This is a genomic window from Arthrobacter alpinus, assembly GCF_001445575.1.
In the GTDB taxonomy this organism is placed as follows: domain Bacteria; phylum Actinomycetota; class Actinomycetes; order Actinomycetales; family Micrococcaceae; genus Specibacter; species Specibacter alpinus_C.
In genome coordinates, this window is sequence record NZ_CP013200.1 from 1124889 (window position 1) to 1138051 (window position 13163).

The following is a 13163-nucleotide window of genomic DNA, read 5'->3' on the forward strand; positions in this document are numbered from 1 at the left end:
TGGCACATGAATAATCCGCGACTGATTTTGCCCGCTGACTTGCGGCTTATTGGACAAGATCCAACGGTGCTGGTCAGACGCTGCAACAAGGGTGAGCTGGTGCGTGTCAGGCGCGGGGCCTACACAAAATCCACAGATTGGAACGAACTGGGTCTCCTGTCCCGATACGGACTACAAGCTGCGGCCTTTCAAGCGTTGACACCGCGCCAGCCGGTATTCACCCATGCATCCGCAGCGCTGCTGTGGGGGTTGTGGATTGTGGGAGTGCCGAGAAGGCTTCACGTTGTCACTGACGTGGTGACAAGCGGGCGCAGTAAGAATGGCGTGATCCGGCATGTTGGATCGTTGGAGCAGAACACGGTGCGCTGCGGGCCGTTTCTGCTGACCAACAAGGCCGTGACAACCATGGCGCTGATCAAGGAGCTCTCGTTTCCATATGCCGTTGCTGTCTGCGATTCGGCGCTCCGCAACCCCGACGACAGGCAGGCCGTCAATCAATTTGCGGTGGCAGATACTGTACGCACAGCTCATCAGCCATTGTGGGTGACGGATGGCCCGCAGGGTCCGGCTGTGCCGGTGGGGGATCTCCTGAACGCCGCAGAGCATCTTGCCAGCAGGGCGGCACGGGAGAGAACACTCGCCGTCATCAACTTCGCTTCTGCATTGTCAGGCTCTGCCGGGGAATCCATCAGCCGTGCGAAAATGCACCAACTGGGATTTCCGGCACCAGTGTTGCAGAAGCAGTACACCTTGCGGGACGGCAGCGATGCTTCGGTTGATTTCTGGTTCAAGGAACAGAACCTGGCCGGAGAGTTTGATGGCAAGACCAAGTACCTGCGCGCCGATTGGGGCGGTGGCTCCATGGAAGAGCGGTTGTGGAAGGAGAAACGCCGCGAGGACGACATCCGTGGCCAGGGCGTTGGGTTTGTGCGCTGGACGTGGCACGAACTGCGAAACCGGGAGCAGTTTGCAGCGCTGCTTCGCAGGGCGGGCCTGCCACAGGATGGCAGCTAATCAGGGGTTGATCCCGGCCGGTTCGGGCCCATGCCGCCGCTACTGGTGATTGCCGCCGTTCCAAGGGCGGCAATCACCAGTATCGGCGGCATTTTTGTCTCGGAGGCACTGCACCCCTACCCGGGTAGGGGGTTAAGACGGCTCCCGGGTGTGATGTGCGCCGCCACGGATATTCGTAGTGTTAATGGAAAGATTCAGATTTTTCTATTACCTGGTGCTTCCTTCGCAGGCGGGCCAAGACGAGGAGCCTCATGTCGTCGGCAACACTTGATACCCCGGATGTACTGGACGAAGAAGCAGTGCTGACCAAGCCTGCCCGGAAGCGTCCTGCCCGAGATCGGCACGTCACTGATTTCATTGCGTTGACCGAGCAGGTCCGCGCCGCTGGCTACATGGAACGCGACATCAAGTGGTATGTGTTGCGCATCATTCGTCAGAGCATCGGCTACCTGGCCGTCTTTGCACTCTTCCTGACGCTGGGCCAGAGCTGGTGGCAGATGGTCACGGCGGTGCTGTTTGCCTTCATGTGCACTCAGACTGCGTTTATCTCGCACGACGCCGCACACCGCCAGGTGTTCGCCTCGGCGAAGAAGAACGCGTGGCTGGCCCGTATTTCCGGAAACTTGTTTGTGGGCCTGAGCTACGGCTGGTGGATGAACAAGCACGGCAAGCACCACCTGAACCCAAACAAGATCGGCGTGGATGGTGACATCGATCCCGGCGCGCTCGTGTTTGACCCCGAGAATGCTGCCAAGCGAACAGGCTTTGCCAAATGGTTTGCCCGCCGCCAGGGTGCCTTCTTCTTCCCGCTGCTGACTCTGGCTGCATTGGACCTGCACATTGCCGCCGTGAAGCGCGTGCTGGACCGCAAGCAGATTGTGCCGGAACGTGGGGCTGAGATTGCCTTGCTGGTTGTCCGTTTGGTCTTGCTCCCCGCCTTCACTGTCTGGTTCCTGGGTTGGGGCATTGGCCTGGCCTTCGTGGCCGTGCAGATCATGGGCCTCGGCCTGTACATGGGTTGCGCCTTCGCCCCGAACCACAAGGGCATGCCGCTGGTTCCCAAGGACGTCAAGATTGACTTCATGCGTCGCCAGACCCTCATGAGCCGCAACATCTCCGGCGGCTGGTGGGTTGACGTTGGCATGGGTGGCTTGAACTACCAGATCGAACACCACTTGTTCCCCACCATGTCCTCCAAGAACCTCAAGGCCGTTCAGCCGATGGTCCGCGAATACTGCGCCGAGCGCAACATCACGTACACGGAAACCACGCTGGGACAGTCGTACATGATCGTCATGCGTTACCTGAATAAGGTAGGTCTGGGCCAGCGCGATCCGTTCGAGTGCCCCATCACAGCAAGCATGCGCACCGCCCGCTAACGGCACCCGCTTCGCTTATGCACCGGACTGGTATCCAGTTTGGCGCCAGTGAAGCAGCTGCGCCGGGTTCGGAAGCAGTTTGACGCATACCGTACGGTGTCCGCATAGAGTGAGTGCATGAGCGTCAAACTCACCCCGCCCACACTTGCCAGACTGCGTCTTGCTGCACAAGGAATCCTGCCAACGTCCACAAGTCCCGCACAGGGGCCGGTGGACGTTGTGCGTTCATTGACGGCACTGCAGGGCCAAGACTTCCCGGGCGCTCTGTGGTCCATCGGTCTGCGGAGCCCCGGAAGTACCCGTGCCGACATCGAAGCAGCCTTTAATCGCGGTGAACTGGTGCGTTCGTGGCCCATGCGCGGCACCCTACATGTCACCACGGCCGAGGATCTTGGCTGGATTCAGGCACTCACCCGTGAGCGGATGATCGCCAGTTTGGCCGCCCGTCACCGTGAGCTGGGAATTACGACCCCGGACGTAGAGAAGGCACGCGAGCTCGCCGTTGCGCTCTTGGACAAGTCGGGCGGGGACCAGCCCGTCGGGAGAGTGTCCCGGGAGGCGCTGCTGGCCACCTTTGAGCAGGCCGGGCAGATGACTAAAGCACAACGGGGGATCCATTTGATCTTCATGATGTGCCTACAGGGGACCCTAGTGCAAGGCCCCATGAACAGCCACGCTGGCAAGGGCAACACCCAGTTCTTTGTCCGCAGCGAGACATGGATCAAGAACCCGCGCGTGTTGGATCGAGACCAAGCCTTGGCAGAGCTGGCCCTGCGCTACTTCCGCAGCCACGGACCGGCAACCATCAAGGACTTCCAATGGTGGACCAAGCTGACGCTCAAGGACATCAATAGAGGGATGGCACAGCTGGGGGACCAGCTGGTAACGATCGACTGCAACGGTGTCAGCTATTACCTGGCTCCGGAGACGGCGGCGTTGCTCGGGGCAGGTATAGAAACCCGGGACGGTGCAGAAAAGGCAGGCAGTGCAGAGCCACGGACACTGCCCGGGGCCAGATCAGTGATTCTGCTACCTGGCTTCGACGAATATCTGCTGGGATACACGGACCGTGGGGCCGCACTGGCCCCGCACCACGCGCCGCTGACGGTGCCCGGCAACAACGGGATGTTCAAGGCCACCGTTGTGCTCGGCGGACAAGTGGCTGGCACGTGGCGCAAAGCCCAAGGGGCGGCCGAGAAGCAAAGGCAACTGGCCGGCGTCGTGCTTCCGGAATTTTTTGGGGAGATCAGGCCAGCACAAGCGAAGGCTCTGGAAAAACAAGCCGCACGCTATGCCGCGTACCTAAATACGCGTACTTAAATAACTGACCCGCAGAGTGCGCCAAAGCGTTCCCTGCGGGTCAGTGTGTCGGCGGGTTAGAGCGTGCCGACGGCAATCTTGAGCATGCGGCGCAGCGGCTCGGCGGCGCCCCAGAGGAGCTGATCGCCCACCGTGAAGGCGCTGATGTACTCAGGGCCCATCTCCATCTTGCGGATACGGCCCACGGGAACCTCCAGCGTGCCGGAGGCGGCCACGGGGGTCAGGTCAGCCATGGAGGCTTCCTTGGTGTTGGGAACCACCTTGGCCCACTCGTTGTCGTTGGCCAGCAGGGACTCGATCTCGGCCACTGACAGGTCCTCGCGCAGTTTGAGCGTGAGTGCCTGAGAGTGGGAGCGCATGGCGCCAATGCGCACGCACAGCCCGTCCATAATGATCTTGTTCTCGGCGGTGGTGCCTAGGATCTTGTTGGTTTCAACCCCGGCTTTCCATTCTTCCTTGGACTGGCCGTTGCCCATGTCGGCGTCAATCCAGGGAATCAGTGACCCTGCCAGCGGCACGCCAAACTGGGATGAATCGATGCCTTCGCGCTGGTGGGCCAGGACCTTGCGGTCAATTTCCAGGATGGCCGACGCCGGGTTGTCCAGTTCGCTGGATACCTCGGAGTTGAGCGTGCCGAACTGGTTGAGGAGCTCGCGCATGTGGCGGGCGCCGCCACCGGAGGCGGCCTGGTAGGTCATGGACGTGCCCCACTCGACGAGGCCGTTCTTGAACAGTCCGCCCAGACCCATGAGCATGCAGGAAACGGTGCAGTTGCCGCCCACGTAATCGCGAACGCCGGATGCCAGACCGGCATCGATGACGGCACGGTTGATGGGGTCCAGCACAATGATGGAATCGTTGTTCATGCGCAGCGTGGAGGCCGCGTCCATCCAGAGGCCGTCCCAGCCGCGGTTGCGCAGCTCGGTGTGTACACGGGAGGTGTAGTCCCCGCCTTGGGCGGTGACAATAATGGGAAGTTTGGCCAACGTATCAATATCAAAGGCATCTTCAAGCTTGCCGGTGTCGCCGCCGGTAATCGCCGGGGCATTGCCGCCGGCGTTCGAGGTGGAGAAGAAGACGGGGTTGATATCGCCGAAGTCGCCTTCGTCCTGCATGCGCTGCACCAGGACGGAACCGACCATGCCGCGCCAGCCAACCAGGCCGACGGAAGGAACACTGTTATTGGTCATGCCTCAAGTTTACGGTGGAGGGGCAAACTGGCAGCAAATCCGTGTCATCTGATGAACACGTACGACGGCGTTTCGCACCTTTTGCGGGAAAGCTTCGCCGTGTGTGGGGCACGTTTTGCGGCGGGATCAGCGGGTGTAGTTTCCCGGCCGGGGGTTCTCGGCAAGCATGGGCGTCCCAGACGGGGTGGGCAAACCCCTTTGACGGCGCAGGAGCGTGGCCTTGGCCTCGATGACCAGATAACGGCCAATGACCACAAGTATGAGCAGGGAGAGCCCGAACCCGAACCACAGGCCCCCGTGGACGCTTCCGGGATTCTCCCTGGCGCTGCCCAGCATTGCCAGGACCATAACGGCGTTGATAAACAACAGGGTTACTGTCAGTGCAGCCCAGCCCCAAACCGTTTGAATCACCGGCCCCTGTCCACCGCGCCACACACCGTATTCCTCGGGCAGGTAGCTGACCAGCTCGCCGTTGTTGGCTCGGACGAGGAAACGTTTTTGGCCGCTGGCAACTGCTGCATCGTGCCACGCCATGGCTTGGGCGTCCCGCAGCTCCCGCTGTTCGTGCTTCTCGCGTTTTTCGCGCTGCTTCTGGTGCCAGCGCTGGTCCCGCTCAGCTTTGGATCTCATTGATATCCTCATTCCTGCGAGTGTTCGTCAGTAGTCGATGTTCTTGGCCAGCTCTGGGTTCTCGCGTTCCCATTTCTCGCGGAGACGGGCGGTGCGGAACCCGATCCAGCTCAGGAAGAGCATGAAGGCGGCGGCCCCGAACATGACTGGCCCGCCCACAGGATATTCGCTGGCAACCAAGAACCAGACACCGCAGGCAAGGAACCCTAGTGCAAAGACGATGGGTATGGAGCTTTGGATCCGGATGTTCCTTGGCTTGAGCGGGGTTTGGGTTCCGTTGACGTACATGCCGCGCGTGTAGGCGTGCGGGCCGTATTGGCTCCGCATCCTTTTGCGGTCGCGAATCAGGTTGTTGGGGTGCGGTTCATACGGTTCGGAGGGTTGCTCCGGGGCCATGTGAGACATGGATTCCTCATAGGTAGTAACGAATTCTCAGGGGTGGCATACGGCGTTGCCTGCTGATGAAATCGGGATCACCAGTCTTTGCGGGGCACACCCTTGGCGATGAGCCATTTTTGCCGGCGGTTGGCAATGATGAAGGCCCAGACGCCTGCCGTGGCGGCTCCCAAAAAGAGCAGCCCTGCGTAGAGGGACCCGGGCATGGCGAAGCCAGACAGCGTGGCCGGGTAGATCGGCACGCAGGCAATGACGAACAGGACAACGCCCAGAATACGGATGGCGTTGGGATTCTGCAGCGGTGTTTTTGCATGGAACGTGTAGTCCGACGGGACTCCACCCGGCCCGTATTCGTCCCGGTACTGGTTTACGTTGAACGGACTTGGATCGTAGTTCGGGCCATTCGGCCCCGGTGTTCGGTGGGTCATGACTTGCTTTGCTTCCCTCGAGGTGTTGATCGGATCATTAGTGGCAACCGCGACACCGCTATTCCGGCCGGATCAGCGTAATGCCGCGGGCTTTACGGAGTTTCTCCGCCTTGTGCTCGCGGGCAAAGTACACCCAGCTCCATGGAACAAACATTCCAGCCAGGAGCAGGGGACGGTGTTCTTCAAAGCTTCCTGCGGCCCTGCCTGAACCCAATGGATGATGAACATGACCCAAACGGCACCATTGATGGCTGTCAGTAGCAGCGAGATTGCCAGCAGGCCGCCTGCGCTGTTCACGGGCTTTACTGAACTTCCCACTGAACCCTTGTAAACACCGTATTCTTCAACCGTCAGGCCTTGGCGGAAGGCCTCGCGTTCCACCTCGGACTTGTAGAAGCCTTTTCGCCGTTCCCGGTCGGAGCAGTAGATGGCGTCGCCGGGCTGGGCGGCGTGGGCGCCCTCAGGCTTTGGTGGCTTCCTGCTCACGGCAGCATCTTCTCCAATCAGATCTTTGGGTGGGCTTTCTGGGTATGAAGCACTATTCTGCCGGTGTGGGAAGGCCCCGCTGGCGCCGCAGGCGTGTGGCTTTAGCTTCCTTGACGAGGTTCCAGGTGGAGTAGGCAATCACCAATGTAAAGAAAGCCACGGTGAACCACACAACCATAGGGACATTGTCATATCCCACATTGATGGCTTGGAAGACGAGGACCAAGAAGACCAATTCACCGGCGACCAGGATTCCATGTCCCCAGACGGTATAGATCTTGGGACCAAGACCGGTGCGCCCCACTCCATATTCCTCCGGAAGGTAGCTGACGAGTTCGCCGTTGGAGGCCCGCTTCAGGTAGCGTTTCTGGCCACTGGCGACCGCCTGCTCGTGCCAGGCCTTCGTCTGTTGGTCCTGCAACTGGCGCTGCGCGCCTTGCTCGTTGATGTTCATTGGCTATCTCTTTAGGTTGAAATGCAGCCCTCTGGCGCTGTTGCAGGTTTCACTTGGATGCCAGTTGCGAGGAACCCGCTAGACGCCGTTTGGTGATCGGTCCCGGTTCCACTTGCTCTCAATTGTTTGAGAGGTTGGAGCTGGTAGGCCACGCTCGCGGCGCAAGCGCACCGCTGTTGCTTCTCGGCGGGCGCTGCGGATGAAATACCACGCCGTTGGAACAAAAAGCAGCGGCAGGATCCACAAGGCAACGGGAGGGCTTTCGCTTCTAGCAATGGCGGCGATCGCCACCCCAGCAGGTAATACCAGCCCAATGATCGACATACAAGCGGCAAGAGTCCAATTGCCGCCAACGGATGTGAGGGAATTGCCGTGGGTCATGCGAGCAACCCCGTACTCCTCGGGCAGATAGCTGACCAGTTCGCCGTTGACTGCGCGAACCAGCATACGTTCGGTTTGACCGGCTGCGACTGCTTGCTGATGCCAGAGCGTCGCAGCTGCATCCCTTGCACCTTTGTATGGGTCGTTTGGCACAGTCAGTCTTGCCTGATCTGACGGATCTTTTCCAGGACTTCGGCATCGGAAAGTCCCGAGATCTCAGTGATGTCTTCTGGTCCCGAGGTGTTATATCCGATGGTCCACGAGTTTCCAGCGAGCTTTAGCAACAGTTGAGCCGCTGACGGGTCCTCTAGCCGCTTGATGCTAGCTCCGCCGTCAGGATTGTCCTGAAGATGCTTGCGCATGATCCAGAAGTTCCCTTCCGCTGCGGAGATTCCGGGTTTTTGGGCCATGGCGAACCAGGTTAAGTAGGCGCGGGGTTGTAGGACGATCGCATATTCTGGTGCGTCCACCGTGATCACGTTGTCTACGGAATCGGCTGTCAGCAGGTCGATCTGCATCCGGCGCGTGGCGGTAGAAAGTGCGTGAGTGACAGCTGCAACGGGACCGCTGATGCTCAGCTCACCGCCAGCGCCAACGGTGGCAAATCCTCGAGCTACGAGTGAAGAAGCGCCGGCGAAGAGGATTTTGTCGTCGTGGAGTTCATTTTCAATGCGCAAAGCGGCGGCGCTGCGGGTAGTTGCCTCGCTGGGAGCAAGGTTCAACAAAGCCACAAGTTCTGCGAATCCAAATCCGATGGCGTCAGGAAAGGCTTGCTGTGCAGCGTCGCCTGGGCCAGTGCGTGTCTGTGTCAAAGTCTTATCTCCTTGTTGTTAGAAGCCAAAGAACTTGGCGACGTTTTTTGCGCCATCGGCCACTGCATTGCCTGTTGCCACGGCGGCGTCCGCAACCGATTTGCCAACCGCATTGGCCGCGTCGTGGATAACGGGCACGTTGTCATAGAGGAACAGGGCGCCGCTAGCAATCGCAGCTGCCGGGCCTATTGGTGGTGGGGCTAAACTAGCGAGTCCAAGGCCAGCCTTGACGCCCGAGTAGATTCCATCTCCAGTTTTCCCTTCTGAAAAGTAGTTGAAACTGTCCAGTGCATCCAGCCCGGCACCAAAAACACCTACGCCCTTGCCTGCAACGTTAAAAAACTTGAAGGCCTTGGAACCCTCAGGCATGCTGAATGCCTTGTGCCAATTGCCATCAAACATGTCGGAGGACATATTAGCGAACTGGCTGAATCCATTTCGGGCTCGGAGAGCTTTCCAAGCTTCTTCGCTGAAGAATCCTGCGCGGTTGGCTTTGGTGAGCATTGCAGTCATGTCGAAGACACTGGCGCGCATATTGGGAATCCATTTGGCCGCGCCGTATGCCGTCCATCCATTCCTGAACGGCGAGTCCTCATCCGCCAGCCAATCCGGGCCAAACTTGACGAAGGGTTTCTCGCCGCCGCCGCTAGAACCACCGGGCCCGCTCAAGCTTGAAGCCGAGCTGGCCTGTTCCTGTTCCTGCGCGTTCTTTTTGAGATGCTCGGCCGTCTCATCGAGCATGGCGGCCGTGCGGGAAATGACACCGCGGTGTTGACCGCGCCATTGCGAGGCAAAGCGCTGTGCATCCGGACCCTGCCAATAGCGCGGGAGCTGGTTCACGGCACCGTCGATGATCTTCTGCGCCTGGACAAGCTTTTGCGAGTTACCTGAGAAGTCCCGGGCCAGGGCCCGGAGTTCCTCAAGGTCTGCACCCAGCATTTCAGACATAGTCGCTCCGAAGTGTGAGGGAAGAGGAAGTATTACAAGTCTGCTTAGAGCCTAGTTACAGCACAGCCGTACCGCGATGGGGTGGACTCCCCATCGCCATCTTTGGGTGTCATTACTCGGGTGCTGCGAACTCGGTCTCGCCCTTCGCCCACATGGTGATTCGGTATTCAGTCCCGTTCTTGCCGGTGTGCCAGCCCTCCAAGGGCGATGCCCCTCGGAACGACCATTCCTGGCCCAGCCCCGGAGCTTGCGTATCGCCAGCAACATCTGAGTTGATAACTGTCACCACCGCCACGTTGCAATGCTCCGCAAGCTGCTCAAACACCTGCCCGCCGCCAATGACCCAGACTTCATTGCCGCCGGGGGAGAATTGTGCCTCAACGAGGGCTTCCTCCACCGAGTCAAGCACGACGGCGCCAGCAGCCTCAGGCGTGGAAGCCCACCCTGGTTGCCGGGTCACCACAATGTTGGTGCGCTCCGGAAGCGGCCGGAACTTATCCGGAAACGATTCCCATGTCTTGCGCCCCATGACCACAGGGTGGCCCAAGGTGACGCGCTTGAAGTGAGCCAGATCCTCTGGCAGGTGCCAGGGCATTCCGCCGTCGGCCCCAATCACGCCGGTGTTGGTCTGCGCCCAGATCATGCCCACGATCGGCTGGCTAAAACGGTAGGTGGAAAGGGACTCGCTCATACTGCTATCGGCGCCTTAATCGAGGGGTGGTGCTGGTAATCGACCAGCTCAAAGTCTGCAAAATCGTAATCAAAAATTGAGTCGGGCATACGGTTGATGCGCAGTTTTGGGTACGGGTACGGTTCCCGGGAAAGCTGCTCGGTGACCTGCTGGATGTGATCGTCATAAATATGCACATCTCCGCCGGTCCAGATGAATTCACCCGGTTCCATGTCCAGTTGCTGCGCCATCATCATGGTCAGCAAAGCATAGGAGGCAATGTTGAACGGCACCCCCAGGAAGGTGTCGGCCGAACGCTGGTACAGCTGGCAGCTGAGCTTGCCGCGCCCGTCCTCGGTGGGGGCCACATAAAACTGGAAGAAGGCGTGGCACGGCGGCAACGCCATGTTCTTCAACTCGCCAACATTCCAAGCCGAGACAATGTGGCGCCGGGAATCCGGGTTCTCCTTCAAAGACTCCATGACGGCGGAAATCTGGTCGATGTGCTCGCCGTCCGGGGTGGGCCACGAGCGCCACTGGACGCCATAGACGGGACCCAGCTCGCCGTCGTCGTCCGCCCACTCATTCCAGATCTTGACGCCATTTTCCTGGAGCCAGCGCACATTGGAATCGCCGCGCAGGAACCACAGCAGCTCCATGGCGACCGATTTGAAGTGCACGCGCTTGGTGGTGATCAGCGGGAAACTCTCGCTCAGATCAAAGCGCAGCTGGCGGCCAAAGACACTGCGTGTGCCGGTGCCTGTGCGGTCTGACTTCGCGATGCCGTTGGCCAGCACATCTCGCATCATGTCTTCGTAAGGGGTCAAAATAGTCACGCGAACTCGCATTATGGTTTGTAGGGCTTTTGCGGCAGGGCAAAAAGGTACGAGCACAAGTCTACCTACGGCTTAGAAGCGCGCTGGTTCAGACGTCCCTGCAACAGTGTGATGAGCATCTTGCCGTCCAGCCCGGCCCGTTCGCCTTCTTCAATGAGATGTTCGACGGCGGTCATTACGTTCAGTGCGTTCGTCACCGGAGCCGGTTGGTTTCCTTCCGTTGGCCGGTCCGGAGGGGACACGCCATCGGCCACCACGGTGCCCTGCCGCCGGTTGGTGATGACCGTCCCGGCAGCCTCGAGCTCCTTATAGGCCCGGGCCACCGTGCCGGCGGCGACGCCAAGGTCGGCGGCCAAGGCTCTAACAGTAGGTAGGCGCGTACCGAGCGGCAGTTCGCCGACGGCAACGAGCGAGGAAATCTGAGTCTGAATCTGTTCGTAGGGAGGAGTTCCCGTTTGCAGGTCAATGACAATCTGAGCGTCCATGGCGCTACTTTTTCAGACTCGTGGTGCCAGTGGCTTTCGCTGCTGCGGGCATGAAATCGGCCGGCGTGAATCCCCGTACCGGGTAGAAGCAGAGGGTAGCTGCCACCACAAAGCAGAGCGCGCCGACGATCCCGAACGCAGAATTCGCTGACTCCGTGCCGAAGGTTGGTTCCGTTCCCACGGCCAGGAACGCCGCTCCTAGAAGAGCAAACAGGCCGCCGCCCACCGTTCGGTAGATCCTAAACAATGACCGTCTGCGCAGCGTTCTATCCAGCAACTCCGAAGCATTACTCAATCCTGGGCGCAGCAGGACGACACATGCGGACGCTGCGCCTGCGCACAGGAGCGCCACAGCGCAGACAAGGGGAACCAGGAAGTGCGGCGCGGAATTGCCAAAACCGGGCCAGTCATACATGCCTCCCCTGTTGATGCCGCTAACCATGATGAGCAGGGGAATGAGACCTAGCCCGCCGACGGCAATGGCGAGAATGAGTGTTGTGGGAACGGCAGCTTTGAGCCGGGTACGGGTGGTGCCGGGCGTGGCGTAGTTTTTTCGCAACACGAGCTCCAAGCACAAGTGCGAGAGCAGCACGAATACCAAGGCCAGTGTGAGCGGGCCTAGCCAGCCAAACCACGGCGTAGCCAACCACCCAGCCACGAGGCCAAGGGTGCCAGCGAGGGGTGCCGTGATACCTGCCGCATTGCTTAGTTTGGCCGCGGCGGGGCCGTCTCCTGCGGACGTGGCCGCAGACCTACCGGTATTGAACAAAGCGTTGTATCCGGCGTCGTCCGTGGGCGAATCGAGGAACGGCGGCTTCCAGAGCAGCATGGCGATCAGGACCGCAGCGTTGACGATAGCCAGCCAGTTAACCCATGATGTTGCAGTGGAATCCGGGGCTGGTTGGCTCAGATAGTTTCCGGCAACGGCTGCCAGCCCCGATGCCACGGTGGCAGAGACGCGCAGCAGCCGGTTCATCCCGATGGTTCGCAGGGTGTTGTTTTGCTCCGGAGTCAGATTTTCAAGTGACCTGCGCGAGGCAATGAGTCGCATGACCAAAACGGTACCGACGGTGAGAAGAAGAAATCCAGCACTCAGTGCCGTGGCGAGGACATATCCGGGCGTCCGGCCGTGCTGGGTCTGAATCGATTGGCCGCTTTCGCCGAGGATGACACTGGTAGCGGAGATGAACCCGGGGGCGAAAAAGAGCAATGCAAGAGTAGCTGCTGTCAGGGTGAAGATCCCGGCCACGGTCCAGCCCAGGGCCGGGCTGACGTAGTCGCGGGTACTCCGAAACTCCAGAACGGCCACGCGGCGGGGCGACTTTGGTGCGGGCCAGGTGGATTGACCGATGGCGTGGACCGCGACTACCGCCACCACCGGGCCGAGAATGGCAAGCCAGGGGATTGTCGCCCAGGGTTCTGCCTGCAGTTGGTCGGGATTGTAAATTCCGGCCCGGTTGGCGCCGGTCAGGCCGCTGAACGCCCAAGCAATGACGCCGGTCCACAGGGCGTGCTTGCGGATGTGTTCAATGGATTTTGATGCAGCTTTGCTCCACACGAACATGCGCAGGGCCAGGTACGCCACAACTGCGGCGCTGACACCCACCGTGCCTACAAGGACCAGCAGTTCCATCCAGTTGATATCAAACATCATTTCCCCCATGACTAATGAATCTTTGTACCGAGCATACGGTACAAAGATTCATCGGCACTAGAGCTTGTCGCCGTATGGCG

General features: G+C 60.0%; 16 protein-coding genes. 3 read left to right on the plus strand and 13 right to left on the minus strand.

Annotation, left to right across the window (positions count from 1 at the left end):
- Positions 1 to 6 precede the first annotated feature (6 nt).
- From AS189_RS04945 to AS189_RS04955, 3 genes are all read left to right on the plus strand, one after another.
- A complete protein-coding gene (locus tag AS189_RS04945; protein ID WP_129587159.1) occupies positions 7 to 1014 on the plus strand; it encodes a type IV toxin-antitoxin system AbiEi family antitoxin domain-containing protein in 1008 nt (335 codons plus the stop codon).
- A 251-nt stretch (positions 1015 to 1265) separates the two neighbouring features.
- A complete protein-coding gene (locus AS189_RS04950) occupies positions 1266 to 2393 on the plus strand; it encodes a fatty acid desaturase family protein (protein ID WP_082634087.1) in 1128 nt (375 codons plus the stop codon).
- A gap of 117 nt (positions 2394 to 2510) precedes the next feature.
- Entirely contained in the window at positions 2511 to 3713 is a 1203-nt protein-coding gene (locus AS189_RS04955) for a winged helix DNA-binding domain-containing protein (protein ID WP_062286588.1), read from the plus strand.
- A 56-nt stretch (positions 3714 to 3769) separates the two neighbouring features.
- On the opposite strand, the gene asd is transcribed toward AS189_RS04955, so the two are convergent.
- From asd to AS189_RS05020, 13 genes are all read right to left on the minus strand, one after another.
- Positions 3770 to 4903 (minus strand): aspartate-semialdehyde dehydrogenase, encoded by a 1134-nt coding sequence (gene asd, locus AS189_RS04960; protein WP_062286589.1) that lies wholly within the window; start codon positions 4901 to 4903, stop codon positions 3770 to 3772.
- 126 nt (positions 4904 to 5029) lie between these two features.
- Positions 5030 to 5533: a hypothetical protein gene (locus AS189_RS04965; RefSeq protein ID WP_062286590.1), complete on the minus strand. Its 504-nt coding sequence runs from the start codon at positions 5531 to 5533 to the stop codon at positions 5030 to 5032.
- 27 nt (positions 5534 to 5560) lie between these two features.
- Positions 5561 to 5938: a hypothetical protein gene (locus AS189_RS04970; protein ID WP_062286591.1), complete on the minus strand. Its 378-nt coding sequence runs from the start codon at positions 5936 to 5938 to the stop codon at positions 5561 to 5563.
- Positions 5939 to 6006: 68 nt separating this feature from the next.
- Positions 6007 to 6357, minus strand: coding sequence for a hypothetical protein (locus AS189_RS04975; protein ID WP_062286592.1), 351 nt, complete (start codon positions 6355 to 6357; stop codon positions 6007 to 6009).
- A gap of 72 nt (positions 6358 to 6429) precedes the next feature.
- Entirely contained in the window at positions 6430 to 6843 is a 414-nt protein-coding gene (locus tag AS189_RS04980) for a hypothetical protein (RefSeq protein WP_062286593.1), read from the minus strand.
- 52 nt (positions 6844 to 6895) lie between these two features.
- Positions 6896 to 7297, minus strand: a complete 402-nt coding sequence (locus AS189_RS04985; RefSeq protein WP_062286594.1) for a hypothetical protein — start codon at positions 7295 to 7297, stop codon at positions 6896 to 6898.
- Positions 7298 to 7375: 78 nt separating this feature from the next.
- Positions 7376 to 7744, minus strand: a complete 369-nt coding sequence (locus tag AS189_RS04990) for a hypothetical protein (RefSeq protein WP_129587160.1) — start codon at positions 7742 to 7744, stop codon at positions 7376 to 7378.
- An 89-nt stretch (positions 7745 to 7833) separates the two neighbouring features.
- On the minus strand, positions 7834 to 8490 hold the full coding sequence (locus AS189_RS04995) for a hypothetical protein (RefSeq protein ID WP_062286596.1): 657 nt from the start codon (positions 8488 to 8490) through the stop codon (positions 7834 to 7836).
- Positions 8491 to 8508: 18 nt separating this feature from the next.
- Positions 8509 to 9438: a WXG100 family type VII secretion target gene (locus tag AS189_RS05000; protein ID WP_062286597.1), complete on the minus strand. Its 930-nt coding sequence runs from the start codon at positions 9436 to 9438 to the stop codon at positions 8509 to 8511.
- Between the two features lie 112 nt (positions 9439 to 9550).
- A complete protein-coding gene (locus AS189_RS05005) occupies positions 9551 to 10129 on the minus strand; it encodes a dihydrofolate reductase (RefSeq protein WP_062286598.1) in 579 nt (192 codons plus the stop codon).
- The gene (locus AS189_RS05010; protein WP_062286599.1) at positions 10126 to 10944 is read right to left on the minus strand and encodes a thymidylate synthase; all 819 of its coding nucleotides are present in this window, start codon (positions 10942 to 10944) and stop codon (positions 10126 to 10128) included. Before AS189_RS05010 ends, AS189_RS05005 begins: the two co-directional genes overlap by 4 nt.
- A 65-nt stretch (positions 10945 to 11009) precedes the next feature.
- Positions 11010 to 11429 carry a GntR family transcriptional regulator gene (locus AS189_RS05015; protein WP_062286600.1) on the minus strand — a complete coding sequence of 140 codons (420 nt, stop codon included), beginning with the start codon at positions 11427 to 11429 and terminating at the stop codon, positions 11010 to 11012.
- Positions 11430 to 11433: 4 nt separating this feature from the next.
- A complete protein-coding gene (locus tag AS189_RS05020; protein ID WP_129587161.1) occupies positions 11434 to 13083 on the minus strand; it encodes a hypothetical protein in 1650 nt (549 codons plus the stop codon).
- Positions 13084 to 13163: the final 80 nt, after the last annotated feature.